This window comes from Streptomyces sp. NPDC048106, assembly GCF_040706415.1.
In the GTDB taxonomy this organism is placed as follows: Bacteria; Actinomycetota; Actinomycetes; order Streptomycetales; family Streptomycetaceae; genus Streptomyces.
Genome location: NZ_JBEZND010000010.1, coordinates 159,611 through 172,894, shown reverse-complemented (window position 1 = coordinate 172,894; position 13,284 = coordinate 159,611). Strand labels below are relative to the sequence as shown.

Below are 13,284 nucleotides of genomic sequence, written 5' to 3'. Positions count from 1 at the left end.
GATTACGGGACCGGTGCCATACGGGCCACTGTCCGATCCGGGCGGCGTCAGGCGCCGGGCCGGGCCGGGCGGGGCCGGCGTACCTCTGCCAGCGCGTCCGACCAGCCCGCCGCGTACGCCCGGGACTCGCGCGCGAGCAGCTCCTCGTACAGCCGGTCCAGCAGGGCCTCGGGGTTCGGGGCGGGGGAGTGCAGGAGGGCGGCGAGGCGGGCGTAGGTGTCGCTCGGCTGCTCCGGGAGGTTGCTGGTGCCAGTCGCCATGTCGTCCTGCTTTCCGGTCTGTCCGCTGGGTCCCGCTGTGGTGCGTGTGGCGCTTCTCCGTGGCGTTCGAAGCGTGCTGTTCGAACTAGTGTACGAGTAAACCCCGCGGGCCGTTCGAGGTTTGGCCGGGAGCTTGCGCTCCGCTCCCGGACTCCACCTGCGGTGACGCAGGGGTCGGAGAGAGGGCGCGGCGAAGCCGTGGAGTAGGATCCGGCCGTTCCTCCCGTCGGTGAAGCAACAGTGAACGTCCTGGGGACACACGGGGTCTGAGGGCCGGTCAGACGACGGTGGACGGCGGTGGGGCAGCCGTTCTCGCGCGGGGGCGCGATGGGGCAGGGACGAGAGCAGGGCCTACGGGGTGGACGGGGACGCGAGCGGTGCGCGGCAACGGCACATGATCGATTGGCTGGAACAGGCCCCGGATCTGCCTCATCTCATCGCCCGTGTCTCCGAGCTCGTCCTCAGCCTCGGCTACGCGCCCGACGACCTCGTGGTCCTGCCGCGCGCCGAACTCGACCGGCGGGAACTGGCCGCGTACAGCGCCGGCTGGGCCGATGTGGTGGACGAGGAACTCCCCGCCGTACGGCAGGCGTACGAACAGCGGATCACCGCCGCCTACCTCCAGGGCCAGGAGGACGCCCGCACCGGCCGCCGCCCGCGCCGGGCCCGCCGGGCCGGGGGTGAGGGGGACGGTGGGGAGGTCATACCGCTGCCGTACGTCCAACTCCACCGGCCGCCCGTCGAGTTGACGCGCGTCGAACAGCGCGGGGAGCGGGAGAGGACGGTCGCGGACGGGACGCCGGTGTCCGGTGCCGCCGACGAAGGCGAAGGCGCCACCGAGGACGGCTGGGAGCCGGCAGCAGGGGAGACCGGCGCGGACGGACCGGAGACCGACTCCGGCTCCGCCGCCGACATCCTGCTCTCCGCCCGCGAGCTACGGGAGAGAAGGCCGGCCCCCTCCGAACGGCGCCCGGTGCTGCGCCGCAACGGCCGCCCGAGCGTGCCTCCGCTGGCGCGGCAGAACGACGCCCCGGGCAAGGCCCGCCGCGCGGACCCGAAGGAACCGCCGGCCCCCGACGAGGACCGCCCCCGCCTCTCCGACCGCGCCCGCGCCCTCGCCGACGAACTGGAGGGCCGGGTCCCCCAGCCCCGCCGCCGCGACGACCAGCCGGGGCCGCCGGTACGCAGATGAGCCGGACGCGGGCGGTCCCGTACCCCGCTCAGCCGAAGAAGTGCGCCAGCTGGGAGGGGGACGGCGGTGGGCCGCTCGGGGTGGTGGCGGACCGCGGTCCGGCCCCCCTCTCGCCCTCCTCCGCCCGGGACTCCGTGTCCTCCTCCGCGTCCCGGTACTCCGGCCGCGGCACCGGCACCGGCGCTTCCGGCTCGTCGCCCTCGCCGGAGTTGACGCAGGCGAACATCCAGTTGGCGGCGGCGAGATGGTCCACGGCCGCCGCCAGCAGGTGGTCCGTCACCGACCAGTCCGCGGCCTCCCCGTGGAGTTCGCGGTTGAGGGCGCTGTCCCGGGGGAGGTGCTTGACCAGCACCGAGAGCCGCCGGGCGGAGAGGCGGTCGCGGTGCCAGTCGAGCAGGTCGATGCCGTAGTAGCGGAGCAGGTCCGCTTCGAGCGCCTCGGCGTGTTCGTCGACGAACCCGACGAGGCTCAGTCTTCCCCCAGGCCGAGCCCGGTCTCCTTGCCGTAGGCCTCCAGGATGGCGGCGATGTCCTGCATGGTGACCTCGTGCTGCTCGAAGCGGGCGAACTGCTTCTCGCCCATCAGCAGCCGCAGCAGCCCGTCCACGTCGTTGTCGTCGAGCTTGCGCAGCGCCTTCGCGGTGGCGCGGCTCAGCTCGGTGGGCAGGGTGTAGTTCTCGCCGTCCAGGTCGAACGACCAGGTACGGCCGAGGGCTTCCAGGCGCTGGGCGCGGGCGGCGTTGACGTCGAAACGGGCCATGGTGACGCGTACTCCTTGAGTCCGTGGGACAGGGGAAGGGGAAGGAGGGGGCCGGCGGGACGGGCCGTGGTCCGCCCCGCCGGTTTCAGGCCGGATCAGGCCTGGGCGTACGCCGAGTCCTTCATCACGAAGCTGGCCAGCGCGGAGCCGTCCGCCGCGGACATCGCGGTGAAGGTGATGCCGAGCTGGGAGGCGGCCTTGCGGGCCAGCTTGATGTCGTCGGCCGCCGTGACCTGGCCGCGCGGGATGCCGAAGCGGTAGGTCACGGTGGAGCCGTCGCTGGCCCGGACGTCGGTGAACTCCAGGCCCAGGGCGCGCACGTCGGCGAACGGGCGCTCGGCGATGTCGTACTGGTACACGCCGGTGGCGCCGGTCACCTGGTCGACGGCGCCGCCGCCCATGAAGAACGGCAGCGTGTCCTCGTTGAACTGGAGCAGCGAGAACTTCAGCGTCAGGTCGCGGTCCGAGTACACGAAGTGCACCGGGCTGACGGCCTGCCACACGTCGATCGGTTCCAGCTTGTCCTTCTTGCTGAAGGTCACACCGTCACCCGAGGTGAAACCGAGGTCCTTCCAGCCGGTCCAGTCGGCGGAGCCGTCGGCGGAGAAGGTCGTCGGGACCTTGGTGTCGGGGCCGGCGACGTACAGACGGCCGACTCCGGCGACGCGGATCTCGGAGGTGTTGGTACCTGCCATGGTGGTGTCTCTCCTTTATCGGGGGTGCCGTGCCCGGCGGTTCCGGGTACGGCGAAGGCCCCGCCGGGATGGGGAGGGCGGGGCCTTCGGTCTGGGGGTGGCGCGGCGGCCGTCGGCTGGACGACCGGGTACGGATCAGTACACGTCGAGGTACACCTTGTGCACGCTCACGTACCGGTTGGCCGCGCGGTAGAGGTAGTCGGGCAGCCAGCGCGGGCCGTCCTGTTCCTCCACGTCGGTGACGAGGTTGGTGCCGTACCGGTTGCCGGCCGTGGCCAGCAGCGCGCGGCGGGCCTCGTTGGCGAGGACGTGTGCGGCCTGCTTGGTCGGGCCGTACACCTCCAGCTCGATGAGCGGCTGGTCGACGTGGAGTTCGCCGACCCAGGCGCCGCCGCGCCGGTTGACGAGTACGGCGGCGGTGGTGCCGTCGAAGGTCGACGGGGGCTGTACGGCGACGAGCGCGGTGGCGAGCGCGGGGTCCTGCTTGAGGATGTCGACCACGAGGGCCTCGACGTCCGGGAACGTGCTCGGTGGAGTGGGTGTGGTCATACCGGGTCACCTCGGGGCTGCGGGCTGCGGGGCGCGCGGGGCGCGGGTGGGGTGGCGGCGGAGGCCGGTGGGCACAGCTCCGCCGCTGCACCAACTGTGACAGACGAGCGTGCGCGCACGCAACTAAAATGGAGGCGAGGGTGGCGGCCGGTTGCCGAAGGATGGGTGAAGCGGCCGGACATGCCGATGCACCCGCGCGCGGGGCGGGTGCTTCTTCGGTGTGCTTCTTCGGTGGGGGCGGGTGTTTCTACGGGGCGTGGGACGCCTGCTCGGCCTCCTGCGGCAGGAACTGCTCCACGACCCGTACGAACATCTCGCGCCGGTCGGCCGGGATTCCCAGCAGTTCGGCGACCTCCTCCAGCGTGGGCCGGCGGCCGAGCTCGGTGCTGGGCGCGGGGGAGGCCGGATGATCGTGCGGGTCGGCCAGCTCCTCCGCGGTCAGCCGGCCGGAGCGGATCAGCATCTCGCGCACCGGAACGCCGAGCACCCGGGCGAGCCGGCGGGTGGTTTCGAGGTCCGGCATGCTCTGCCGTTGCAGCAGCCGGGTGACGGCGGCGCGGTGCACCCCGGCCTCGTCCGCGATCCGCGACTTCCCGCCCCCCCGCGGGCTGTCGATGTCGTATCCGCGGTCACGCATCAGGTCTTCGACCCACGCGGCGAACGCGGCCAGGTCCTGGCTGGTCATCTGTGTGCTCGCTCTCCTTCGGGGGTTCCGAGTTTAGCTTGCTTGCGCGCGCGGTATTACGTGCTTTCGTGCAAGCACGGTGAAGGGGGTGTAAAGGGGGCGGGATGGAGCGGTGGGGCGAAAGAGGGCGCTGAGGCTTGGGGCAATGTTTGTTGCGAGCGCGCGCGCAATCTGTAACTCTGGGCGCGTTCGGTCCGCCCCCTCCGGGGACCCAGGGCCGCTCGTGCTCGCTCGTTCCGCCCCATCAGGAGGCCCCATGTCCGTCTCCGGCTCGTGCCCATCGCGTCTTCCGGACGCCCCCGGGATGAGCGGTGGCGTCCCGCCGCTCGATCCTCCCGGCTGGCGGTCCGCCGCGGCCTGCGCCGGGCTGCCGCCCAAGGTCGTCTTCTCCAAGAAGGTCAAGGAGGCCGCGCCCGCGCTCCGGGCGTGCGCCGGTTGCACGGTCCGCGGTCACTGCGAGCGGGTCGTCGCCCCGGCGGACAACTGGTTCGACGGGGTCTGCGCGGGCCGCCTGTGGCGCTCGGGCCGGCCGGTGCCGCTTCCGGCGGACCTCGCGCCGACGCTCACCCCGGCGGGAGGCCGACTTGTCTGACGCGTCCCCGCTGCCCGACGACCGTCCGGCGGCCCAGGCGGCCCTGTGGCTCGGCATGCTGCTCCAGCAGTTCCCCGAGCTGTCCGCCGAGCTGGCCCCCGGCCGCGCCGCCTCTTCGCGCCGCCCCGCACCCCCGCCGCCGGACCTCGCCGCCCGCCGCCACGAGGAGCGAACGGAAGCCCTGCTCCTCGAACAACGGCACGGACTGGTCGCCCCCGGCTACAGCGCCGCACCGCTGCGGCTGCACATCTCCGACACCATCCGCGATCTCACCGACGGGGTGGTCGAGCTGGAGGAGGCCGTCCGCGACCGGCTCGGCCTGCCGCGCGCCCGCCGGGCCACGGTGCCCGAACGGCTGCGCCGCATCACCGCGTTGCTCGACGACGTCTCCGCGGATCCCGTGCTGGCCGCCCATGTGCGGGACGAGACGCGCCGCATGGCCCGCCGGTGCGCCCGCGCGCTGGGCGACACGGAGACGGTGGTCCGCATGCCGGGCCGCTGCCCCTGGTGCGACTCGGTCTCCCTGCGCGCCTTCCCCGACCGCGCCGCGATCCTCTGCGTCAACCCCGCGTGCCGCTGCGCCGACCCGCTCTGCGGCTGCCACGACGACCCGGCGTACCGGCACGCGTGGGAAGAAGGGGAGTGGGGACGTACGACCGCGCAGGGGGAGGCCACCCGATGAACGACCGCCTCCTTCCCACCCTGATCCCCGCGCCCCTGGCGGCCCAGGAGGCCGGCGTCGCCCCGGCGACGATCCGCAAGTGGGTCCAGCTCGGCCATCTGCGGCCGGCCGGCAAGTCGGGCCGCGCCCACCTGTTCCGCCTGGAGGACGTCTTCCAAGCCGAACGCACCACCCGCCGCGCCACCCGACGCCCGGCCCCACCGTCCCCCTGACCGCCGGGTCGCTCCGCGGCTCGCCTGCCGGTTCCTTCGAACGTCGGGCGACCGGTCGTCGTACCTTGCCGCGGCCGGCAGCTCGCCGTGGGTGCCACCAGCCCGCACAAGCGAGCAGCTTGAAGGGCGGCCGCTCCCGTCGGGGGGGCCGCCCTTCGGCATGTCCGGAAGACGTCAGCGGGGCAGACCCGCGTAGGACCCCAGGGCGGTCAGCCGGGTGTGGTGATCCGGGTGGGAGGACAGCAGCCGGCCCAGGGGACCGGGTTCCTTGAGCTTGTGGCCCTGCGCGGCCAGGGCGGCCTTCATCGTGGTCTCCTCGGACTGCAGGTGGTACAGGACCTCGGCCAGCTCACGGGCGAAGCCCAGCTCCGCCGCCTGCTGGTCGGCGCGCAGTTCCCCGCGCCGGCCGGCGTAGGCCAGCAAGAACGGGGCGAGCACGAGCGGAACCGCGATGTACCAGGCGAAGATGAACGCGGCGATCACCACTACCGCCATGAACAGGCCCAGGGCGGCGGTCGCCGCCAGGGAGAAGAAGCCGGTGATCAGGAGCGCGAACCGTGCGAGTGTCCGGGTCACTGCCCAGGCGATCCGGCCGGGCAGGGAGTACCAGTAGCCGAGCAGGCCGGCCCAGGCGTGGCCGCCGGTGTGGTGGCCCAGCTCGTGTGCGAGCACGGCGGCCAGGTTGCTGCTCGGGATCCGGTGGAGCGAGTAGGTCGTGACGGCGACGACATGGCCGGCCACCGCGGCAGCGTTCAGTTCGTCGCTGTTCTGCACCATCAGCTGATACGTGCCGGGTTCGATGCCCGCGCGCGCCGTCACCTCGTTCCAGACCGGTTCCAGGCGGGCCCGCTCCTGCGCGGTGGGCCGGCGGAGCTTGAGCACGAAGCGGGCCAAGGCCAGCTCGGTCGGGCGGTGGAAGACGAGCAGACCGCAGGCGGCCCAGGCCACGACCACGAGTGCGCCCACGCCGACCCCGAGGAGACCGAGGGCGATGGTAGTGACAAGGGCGAGGCTCACCAGGGCCCCCGGCACCTGCACGGCCAGCCGTCCGATCGCCGTTATGTCGGCCCCCCGCTGGTGCTCGGCCACGTGCAGGCGGGCACCGCGGTGACGGTATTCGAGGTCGTCCGGCGCGAACTCGGGCACGGGCGGGGCCACGCCTGGGGGGAGCTGCGGCATCGGCGGCACGGCGACGACGGGAGAGGGCACTGCGTAGGTCGGGGCGTGGTGGGCCTGGACGGGGTGGGCCGGGGGCTGTCCCGGGCGGGGCGGGCCGGAGACGGGGTGGGCCGGGGGCTGGGTTGCGGGTGGGGTCGACGGGGGATGGACCGGAGGCTGCCCCAGGTAGGGAGGGACCGGGGCGGGGTAGGCCGGGGGTGCGGGGGGCCGGGTTGTGGCGGTGGCCGGGTACTGAGCGGGGGCCGGGGGATTCGCGGGCTCACCCGGGTGCGTGGGTGTGGTCGGGTATGGGGGCGGTGCGGGGGTGGGTATGGCCGGGTTCGGTGGTGCGGAGGTGGCAGTGTCCGGATAGGCCGGTGGGGTGGGGATGGCCTCCGGGGCCGGTGGTTCGGGGTACGGAAGCGGTGCGGACGGGTCCGGCGGCTGGGGCATGAGCGGGCTCCTTCACGGGCGGGGACGTCAGCCGACGAGCGCGGCGGTGGGCAGCAGCAGGACACCGGCGGAGAAGGCGACCAGGCCGGTACGGATCCAGCGGTGCTTGGATGCCGCGATCCGGCTGTTCTCGGCGAGTGCCGCCAACAGGGCGGCGCCGGGGTCCCGTTCGGTGTCGGCGAGTGCGTCGGCCAAGCGGCCCTGCCGGACCGCCTGGTGGATATCGCCGAAGTAGCACAGGGGGCGTCCGGCCGCCCAGGACCCGGCGCGGTAACGGGGCAGTACCGCGAGCAGCAGGGCGAGCAGCGACAGGGTCAGCCCTGCCACTCCGGCCCACCACAGGGTGGCCGCGGGACCGGAGAGCCGGCCCGGCGACCAGTTCCGTCCGGCGACCAGCCCGGTGAACAGCCCGGCCGCCAGACCCAGCGCCGCCACCAGGACGGAGGCCTTGGCGTCGGCCCGCGAGATCTCGTCGCGCAACTCACCGAGCAGCCGTTCCGCGGTGTGCCGTACGGGCGCACTCGGCGGCGTGGCGGTGCCGGGGGCGGTCATTGCGGTCCCGCCTCGAAGGCTTGCCGGTCCGGGCTCCGCGGGGGCGTACCGGGTGCCGGTGGCACGGCCGGCGGGGGCGCGGCGGCGGGGGCCGGTCCGTCCTGCGGGGTCTCCGCGCCCGGAGCCGGGTCGTACGGGGCCGGGGGGCCGGGCGGTGGGGGAGGGGTGCCGGGCTGCGGAGGGACGTACGGATGCGGTGCGGCCGGGGGCAGGGCCTGGGGCGGTGCCGCCTGCTCGCGCATGAGGCCGTCGACAGAGCGCAGGACGGAGCGGGCCGCCTCGGCCTTCTGGTAGTCCTCCAGGGTGTCGCCGGCGATCAGTTCGAGCTCCTGCCGGATGGCGCCGAGCTGCTCCTTCCGAAGGTTGCCGATGACCAACCCGGTGTCCCCGGGGTGCTCCGCGAGGTGCAGGGCCCACGCGGCGACGCCCCCGTGCCGGAGCCAGTACTGATAGAAGTCGATCTTCTTTGCGGCCAGCTCCTGGGACTGCCGTTCGCGCAGCACCTCCAGCTGGTGGTCGAGCTGCGCCTGGCGCATCCGGAACTCGTGTTCGGGGTCGAGCATCTCCGACTCGTAGCGCAGCGTGCGCAGGCGCCGCCGGTGGGCGATCGCCTCGTCGTCCAGGCGCAGCCGCACCACACAGGTGACGTGCAGGCCGGTACCCACGGCGAAGCTGCCCTCCGCCGTGACCGCCTGCTGCACGGCTCGTTCCGCACCCGGGCTGTCCTCGACGGGGAAGCTCCGGGTGACAGGGCGGCCCACCTGGTGCAGTTCTCGGGCGAGCCGGGTCGGCACGTCGCGTTCGCCGCTCGCCACGAAGGCCTTCGGATCCGCCACCCGCCAGGTGAGGTCGGCGGTGCCGCCGAAGGAGAACGCGTCGTCGGCGCTGGGCAGCTCGAGTTCGAGCTGGACCGGGTGGCTGCCCATGTCCACCTCGTACACGGAGGTGTAGCGGCGGGTCGTGGCCTCCGCGCGGCTCGGGCGGTGCGGCGGCAGGTAGACGTCGTACGAGCCGCCCGCGGTGACGAAGACCAGGGCGTGGTCGATCGCGCTGACCTGTCGGCGCACGGTGTAGTCGAACCGCGAGATCGGACGCACGGTCAGGACCGGGTCGATCAGTGCGGTGTGCCGGTCGGCGTTCTGCGACCACTCCGGTGGGCGGCGGAAGTCCGCCATGGCTCAACTCCTCTGGTTATCTGGGTCGTTCAGAGCCCATCGGCGCCAGGTGCAGCACCGTGAGCAAGTGCTCGGCCAGCGGTGGGCGAGGGCCGCCGTCCTCCGCGCGCATCGTGCGTAGTTCGTGGTCGAGACGGTTGCGGTCCTCCGCGGTGATGACCAGGGCGGGCAGCAGCAGTTCCAGGGCCGTGGCGGCGTCCGCGCGGCGAGCGGCGACGTGCACCCAGGTCCGCAGGGCCGTCAGCGCCGGCCTGGTGTGGGTGCGGTCGTTGAGCGCGGCGCGCCACAGGGTGGCCAGGTCCCGGGCGGTGTCCTGCTGGTACATGCCGATGTCGGCATACCAGCCGACGAGCGCGCCCTCCTCGTCGTTGTCGCAGGCTCGGGCGAAGGCAGCCAGGGCGAGATCGCGGACCGCGGGCGCGTCCCGGGGCAGCAGCCGTACGAACTCGGCGAGCACCTCCTCGCGGCGCGGGCCGGCGGACAGCAACAGGGCGGCGGACTCGGTGAGGTGGTCCTGCTCGGCCGGGCTGCTGGCGTCGATCCGGGCGCGGGCGGCCAGCGCGTCCAGGACCGGACCGGCGAGGTCGGGGCGGAGCGGGGCGAGCAGGCCGAGGGCGCGGATGGCGGTCCACCGCCGTCCCTGGTGGCCGTCGGTGCACCACTGGGTGAGCAGCCGTAGGACGATCGGCACGTCGAGGAGCTGGGCCAGCGCGAGTGTGTTGGCGGCGGTGACGCGGGGGCCGACGGCCTGTGCGGTGGCCCAGCCGTCGACGAGCAGTGCGATCGTCGAGGGCAGGTCGGCGACGGCGAGCAGCGCGGCGGCCGCGGCCGCGCGGGTGCGGACCAGGGGGCGGCCGTCACGGGCGAGCTCCCTCAGCCACCCGACCAGGGCCGGGCGGGCCGAGGGGTGCCCGGTCCACACCTCGGTGAGCAGGACGGGCGGGGTGCGCTCGTCGCGGAAGGCGGCCATGAACTGCGGGACCGGCCCCCATTCGGTCTGCTCCTGACGCACCTCGCTGGCGGCCCGTGCGAGGGCGAGGCGGTCCTCGGCAGGCGGGCCGAACACCGGAACGGTGGGCGGCCGCTCGGGGTGCTGCAACCGTTCGAAGTGCAGGAACAGCTTGTCGGCGAGTTCGGCGGCCAGGACGTAGGGCGCCTGGTCGAAGACGGCCAGCGCGATGATGAATGCCTTCTCGCGCAACCCCAGTTCCGGATCGCCGAGCCAGGTGCGGCACTGCTCCTCGACGGCGGCCTGCCCGAAGTCCGCGAGCCGCGTGAGCGCCTGGGGACTGTCGTCGTACGCCGCCAGCGCCCCGGCGAACGCGGCGGCCTCGGCCGGACGGCGGTCGGTGTCCGCGAGGAAGCGGGCCACGGGCGGCAGCGCGAACAGGGCGTCGGCGTCACCGGGCCGGTGCCGGCGGAGCAGGGCCCGTACGACGTCCTCGGCGGTCGGTGGCGCCCATGGGCATGGGGTGACCCCGGGCAGATGGGGCGAGTTCTCGGCGGTCACGACGAGACAGCCGCCGGTTCTGGCCAGCTGGTCCCGGGCCGCGAACAGATGGGTGTCGCGCAGCGGGCGGTTGCGGCTGAGCGGCAGATCGCGCAGGACGTAGCCGCCGGGCTCGGTGAGCGCGCCGCTCAGCGCGGCGGGCGCGGTCTCGGGGCTCAGCGCGTGGACGGCGGGGACGCCCAGGCGGTGTACCAGCATCAGCGCGGCGGCGTTGCGGCCGGTGGCGTGGGCACCGACGAGGACCAGCACCCGTTCCTTGCGTAACCGTTCCAGCGCGGCCGCGAAGGCGGGTCCCTCGGCGAAGACGGCGGCAAGCTCCTCGACCGACTCGCGGGGCACCTCGCCGGAGGCCTTGAGTGTGGCCTCCGCGGGGCCGTGGCTGTGGTACTCGATACGGCCGCCCAGGTACACGTCGCCGTCCACCCGGCCGCCGGACACGCCGTGCTGGGCGCCGCCGACCATGCTGCCGCCGACGCGGGTGTCCTCGCCGAGGAAGAAGCCCGGGGTGTGCGCGAACAGTTCGCGCTGGGCGGCCCGGGCCTCGTGGCTGTTCTCCCCCTCCGGGTCCGGACCGGCGGAGGGCCACGGGCCTTCGTCGGACGCCGGCTGCCCCGGCGGGGACTGCTCGGGGGAAACCGGGTCGCCGAAGGCGGCGGCCGAAGCCGTCATGCCCCCTCCCCCACCGTGCCGCCGAGATAGACGTCCCCGGTGACCTGCCCACCGGAGACGCCGTGCTGGTCACCGGCCACCAGGCCGCCGCCGAACCGGGGCGATCCGCCACCGAAGTCGAACACCACGCCACCCCTGCCCGGCGACCCCGGCGCGGCCGGGGCCTGGACCGAGGTCGCCGGGGCCTTGGCACCCGGCGTCCCCGGTGCCGGGACGTCCCCCGACGCGCCCGGCACCGGGGTCTCCCCCGCCCCCGTCTCACCGAGGTCTGCCGTGCCGCTCGGCACGGGCCCGTGCAGCCACGCCTGCAGCGGCCCGTTCTTGCTGGTCAGGGTCACTGGATGGAAGTCGGCGGCCGGCACTCCCTGGTGGTCGTGGCGGACGATCCCCGTGTGCACGCCCTCCGACACGCACAGCGCGAAGCCGTTGTCCCGCTCCCGCAGGGCGGCGCGCAGCAGCGGGGCGTCCAGCAGCCGGCAGGCGTGGTTCAGGTCGGAGCCGACCCAGCCGCCGTGCTCGTCCACGGCCACGTACCCGGTGGCGACCACGCCCCGCAGCCGGACCTGGGCAGAGCTCGACGCCAGCCGGTTGTACCCGTGCAGCAGGGCGGGCACCTCGGTGAGCAGGGTCCGCAGCAGGGCCGGGACAGACGCGCCCGCGTCGATCAGCTCCATGACGGAGTCGCCGCGGTCGGCCCGCTGCCGCAGTGTCTCGTCGATGCCGGAGCGTTCCAGGGCGCGGTCGGTGATGTCGTAGAGCACGCGCCGCAGCCAGGCCTGCTCGACATCGTCCCGGTCGCTGTACTTCTCGATGTCGAACAGCAGGATCGTCCGGTTCACGGGATCTCTCATGCTTGCCTCTCGGTCGGTGCCGTGCTGATGGGGGCTGCGCCGCCGTCAGCAGGGTGGCGTGCGGAGCTGCGGGGGCGTGAGGACGGATGACCCACTGGGACTGTGACCGTGTGCACATACTGTGGGCACAGGTCGCGTCAGCCGGGGAGTGCGCCGTGTGCGCGGGCGCTCACCCGGACGCGTCGGCCCGCGCGAGCCGGCGCAGCACGTCCGGTCGTACGATCACCAGCGCCCGGCGGCCGGTGCGCACCACATCGCGCTCCCTCAGCTCCTTCAGCAGGCGCTGCACCGCCTCGCGCGAGGCGCCGACCGAGCCGGCCAGCTCCTGCTTGCTCAGCGGCACGGAGAGTTCGACGCCTTCGGCGGTGCGGCGGCCGTGGGTGCGTGCGAGGTCGAGCAGCAGGGTCGCGAAGCGTTCCCTGACGGTCATGGAGGCGAACTCCAGCCGGCGCTGGTCGGCGGCGCGGGTGCGGTCCGAGGTGAGCCCGAGCAGCGCGAAGGAGACGGCGGGGGAGTGCGCCAGGAACTCCGTGAACAGCTCGCGCTGCACGGCCACCGCCCGCACCTGCTCCAGCGCCGTCACGGTGGCCGAGCGGGTACGGCCGGTCAGCGCGGCCGACTCGCCGATGATGTCGCCCGGCCCACGCAGCGCGAGCAGCGCTTCGTAGCCGTTGGCCGCCGCCGCGGTCACCTTGGACCAGCCCTGCAGGAGGATCAGCACGTGGGAGGACGGCTCGTGGTGGTGGATGAGGATGGTCCGGGCGGTGAAGGCGAGCTCCCGGCCGAGGGCGAGCAGCGCCGACCGGTCTTGAGTCTCCAGCCGGGCCAGGAAGGGCACCCGGTCGTCGAGACCGCCGTCGTCCGGTGCGGACGCGGTCCACTTGCTCGCCATGCCGGCTCTCCCGAATCGTTCACCGCGGTGGACGATTCAACGTACTGAATGCGCATCCCGTACCAGCCCGGCAAGGAGCGCGATCCGGCCATGCGGTGGACAAGGGCGGAGCAGGGGCCGCGACCAGCCGCGACGCCGTGCTGTGGCGCCCTGCGGTCAGTCGGCGGACGATGGGGACAAACCATGCTGGTGCGGTGAGAAGTCCAGCGTGTCGGGGCTGCTCCATTTGTTTTGACCGAAGTCCGTGAGGTAGGTACTCTCAGACCTTGTGCCTGGGGTGTGCCCTGGCTCCTGTGCGTGCCTTGAAACCGTACGGCGAGCCGCAATCGGCCACCGTAATTCGCGCCCTTCTCGCCTTGCGGCGGAAGTCTGGCGGATTCGACACACCCGACCGCGTG

General features: G+C 73.6%; 16 protein-coding genes. 4 read left to right on the top strand and 12 right to left on the bottom strand.

Going from position 1 to position 13,284, the window contains the following annotated elements:
* Window positions 1-47: 47 nt before the first annotated feature.
* Window positions 48-260 (bottom strand): hypothetical protein, encoded by a 213-nt coding sequence (locus AB0927_RS13670; RefSeq protein ID WP_366667740.1) that lies wholly within the window; start codon window positions 258-260, stop codon window positions 48-50.
* A 394-nt stretch (window positions 261-654) separates the two neighbouring features.
* Here AB0927_RS13670 and AB0927_RS13665 point away from each other — a divergent pair, with 394 nt between their 5' ends.
* Window positions 655-1,452: a hypothetical protein gene (locus AB0927_RS13665; protein WP_366667739.1), complete on the top strand. Its 798-nt coding sequence runs from the start codon at window positions 655-657 to the stop codon at window positions 1,450-1,452.
* 28 nt (window positions 1,453-1,480) lie between these two features.
* Here the strand turns inward: AB0927_RS13665 and AB0927_RS13660 are convergent, their stop codons facing one another.
* The 5 genes from AB0927_RS13660 to AB0927_RS13640 form a co-directional block, all read right to left on the bottom strand.
* Complete coding sequence (locus AB0927_RS13660) at window positions 1,481-1,855, bottom strand: hypothetical protein (protein WP_366667808.1); 375 nt, start codon at window positions 1,853-1,855, stop codon at window positions 1,481-1,483.
* A 65-nt stretch (window positions 1,856-1,920) separates the two neighbouring features.
* Window positions 1,921-2,211 carry a hypothetical protein gene (locus AB0927_RS13655; protein ID WP_285561844.1) on the bottom strand — a complete coding sequence of 97 codons (291 nt, stop codon included), beginning with the start codon at window positions 2,209-2,211 and terminating at the stop codon, window positions 1,921-1,923.
* A 95-nt stretch (window positions 2,212-2,306) separates the two neighbouring features.
* The gene (locus tag AB0927_RS13650; protein ID WP_366667738.1) at window positions 2,307-2,906 is read right to left on the bottom strand and encodes a phage tail protein; all 600 of its coding nucleotides are present in this window, start codon (window positions 2,904-2,906) and stop codon (window positions 2,307-2,309) included.
* Window positions 2,907-3,041: 135 nt separating this feature from the next.
* On the bottom strand, window positions 3,042-3,455 hold the full coding sequence (locus tag AB0927_RS13645) for a hypothetical protein (protein ID WP_366667737.1): 414 nt from the start codon (window positions 3,453-3,455) through the stop codon (window positions 3,042-3,044).
* 247 nt (window positions 3,456-3,702) lie between these two features.
* Complete coding sequence (locus AB0927_RS13640; protein ID WP_366667736.1) at window positions 3,703-4,140, bottom strand: helix-turn-helix domain-containing protein; 438 nt, start codon at window positions 4,138-4,140, stop codon at window positions 3,703-3,705.
* A 304-nt stretch (window positions 4,141-4,444) separates the two neighbouring features.
* Here AB0927_RS13640 and AB0927_RS13635 point away from each other — a divergent pair, with 304 nt between their 5' ends.
* From AB0927_RS13635 to AB0927_RS13625, 3 genes are read left to right on the top strand one after another with little or no spacing between them, the layout of a single operon-like run.
* The gene (locus tag AB0927_RS13635; protein ID WP_366667735.1) at window positions 4,445-4,732 is read left to right on the top strand and encodes a WhiB family transcriptional regulator; all 288 of its coding nucleotides are present in this window, start codon (window positions 4,445-4,447) and stop codon (window positions 4,730-4,732) included.
* A gap of 55 nt (window positions 4,733-4,787) precedes the next feature.
* The gene (locus tag AB0927_RS13630) at window positions 4,788-5,414 is read left to right on the top strand and encodes a hypothetical protein (RefSeq protein WP_366667807.1); all 627 of its coding nucleotides are present in this window, start codon (window positions 4,788-4,790) and stop codon (window positions 5,412-5,414) included.
* Window positions 5,411-5,626: a helix-turn-helix domain-containing protein gene (locus AB0927_RS13625; protein ID WP_366667734.1), complete on the top strand. Its 216-nt coding sequence runs from the start codon at window positions 5,411-5,413 to the stop codon at window positions 5,624-5,626. Before AB0927_RS13630 ends, AB0927_RS13625 begins: the two co-directional genes overlap by 4 nt.
* Before the next feature lie 174 nt (window positions 5,627-5,800).
* Here AB0927_RS13625 and AB0927_RS13620 read toward each other — a convergent pair whose 3' ends face one another.
* The 6 genes from AB0927_RS13620 to AB0927_RS13595 form a co-directional block, all read right to left on the bottom strand.
* A complete protein-coding gene (locus AB0927_RS13620) occupies window positions 5,801-6,805 on the bottom strand; it encodes a M48 family metalloprotease (protein WP_366667733.1) in 1,005 nt (334 codons plus the stop codon).
* A gap of 459 nt (window positions 6,806-7,264) precedes the next feature.
* On the bottom strand, window positions 7,265-7,789 hold the full coding sequence (locus AB0927_RS13615) for a Pycsar system effector family protein (protein ID WP_366667732.1): 525 nt from the start codon (window positions 7,787-7,789) through the stop codon (window positions 7,265-7,267).
* Entirely contained in the window at window positions 7,786-8,964 is a 1,179-nt protein-coding gene (locus AB0927_RS13610) for a PE-PGRS family protein (RefSeq protein WP_366667731.1), read from the bottom strand. Before AB0927_RS13610 ends, AB0927_RS13615 begins: the two co-directional genes overlap by 4 nt.
* A gap of 16 nt (window positions 8,965-8,980) precedes the next feature.
* Window positions 8,981-11,143, bottom strand: coding sequence for a hypothetical protein (locus tag AB0927_RS13605; protein ID WP_366667730.1), 2,163 nt, complete (start codon window positions 11,141-11,143; stop codon window positions 8,981-8,983).
* The gene (locus AB0927_RS13600; protein WP_366667729.1) at window positions 11,140-11,994 is read right to left on the bottom strand and encodes a hypothetical protein; all 855 of its coding nucleotides are present in this window, start codon (window positions 11,992-11,994) and stop codon (window positions 11,140-11,142) included. Before AB0927_RS13600 ends, AB0927_RS13605 begins: the two co-directional genes overlap by 4 nt.
* Before the next feature lie 169 nt (window positions 11,995-12,163).
* Window positions 12,164-12,886 carry a Crp/Fnr family transcriptional regulator gene (locus tag AB0927_RS13595; protein ID WP_366667728.1) on the bottom strand — a complete coding sequence of 241 codons (723 nt, stop codon included), beginning with the start codon at window positions 12,884-12,886 and terminating at the stop codon, window positions 12,164-12,166.
* Window positions 12,887-13,284: the final 398 nt, after the last annotated feature.

What these genes read in the sequence shown, in the direction of transcription:
- AB0927_RS13635 (WP_366667735.1), top strand. Translation starts at nt 4,445, where the DNA reads ATGAGCGGTGGCGTCCCGCCGCTCGATCCTCCCGGCTGGCGGTCCGCC.
- AB0927_RS13615 (WP_366667732.1), bottom strand. Translation starts at nt 7,789, where the DNA reads ATGACCGCCCCCGGCACCGCCACGCCGCCGAGTGCGCCCGTACGGCAC.
- AB0927_RS13610 (WP_366667731.1), bottom strand. Translation starts at nt 8,964, where the DNA reads ATGGCGGACTTCCGCCGCCCACCGGAGTGGTCGCAGAACGCCGACCGG.
- AB0927_RS13655 (WP_285561844.1), bottom strand. Translation starts at nt 2,211, where the DNA reads ATGGCCCGTTTCGACGTCAACGCCGCCCGCGCCCAGCGCCTGGAAGCC.
- AB0927_RS13670 (WP_366667740.1), bottom strand. Translation starts at nt 260, where the DNA reads ATGGCGACTGGCACCAGCAACCTCCCGGAGCAGCCGAGCGACACCTAC.
- AB0927_RS13650 (WP_366667738.1), bottom strand. Translation starts at nt 2,906, where the DNA reads ATGGCAGGTACCAACACCTCCGAGATCCGCGTCGCCGGAGTCGGCCGT.
- AB0927_RS13625 (WP_366667734.1), top strand. Translation starts at nt 5,411, where the DNA reads ATGAACGACCGCCTCCTTCCCACCCTGATCCCCGCGCCCCTGGCGGCC.
- AB0927_RS13640 (WP_366667736.1), bottom strand. Translation starts at nt 4,140, where the DNA reads ATGACCAGCCAGGACCTGGCCGCGTTCGCCGCGTGGGTCGAAGACCTG.
- AB0927_RS13645 (WP_366667737.1), bottom strand. Translation starts at nt 3,455, where the DNA reads ATGACCACACCCACTCCACCGAGCACGTTCCCGGACGTCGAGGCCCTC.
- AB0927_RS13665 (WP_366667739.1), top strand. Translation starts at nt 655, where the DNA reads ATGATCGATTGGCTGGAACAGGCCCCGGATCTGCCTCATCTCATCGCC.
- AB0927_RS13595 (WP_366667728.1), bottom strand. Translation starts at nt 12,886, where the DNA reads ATGGCGAGCAAGTGGACCGCGTCCGCACCGGACGACGGCGGTCTCGAC.
- AB0927_RS13600 (WP_366667729.1), bottom strand. Translation starts at nt 11,994, where the DNA reads ATGAGAGATCCCGTGAACCGGACGATCCTGCTGTTCGACATCGAGAAG.
- AB0927_RS13605 (WP_366667730.1), bottom strand. Translation starts at nt 11,143, where the DNA reads ATGACGGCTTCGGCCGCCGCCTTCGGCGACCCGGTTTCCCCCGAGCAG.
- AB0927_RS13620 (WP_366667733.1), bottom strand. Translation starts at nt 6,805, where the DNA reads ATGCCGCAGCTCCCCCCAGGCGTGGCCCCGCCCGTGCCCGAGTTCGCG.
- AB0927_RS13630 (WP_366667807.1), top strand. Translation starts at nt 4,788, where the DNA reads ATGCTGCTCCAGCAGTTCCCCGAGCTGTCCGCCGAGCTGGCCCCCGGC.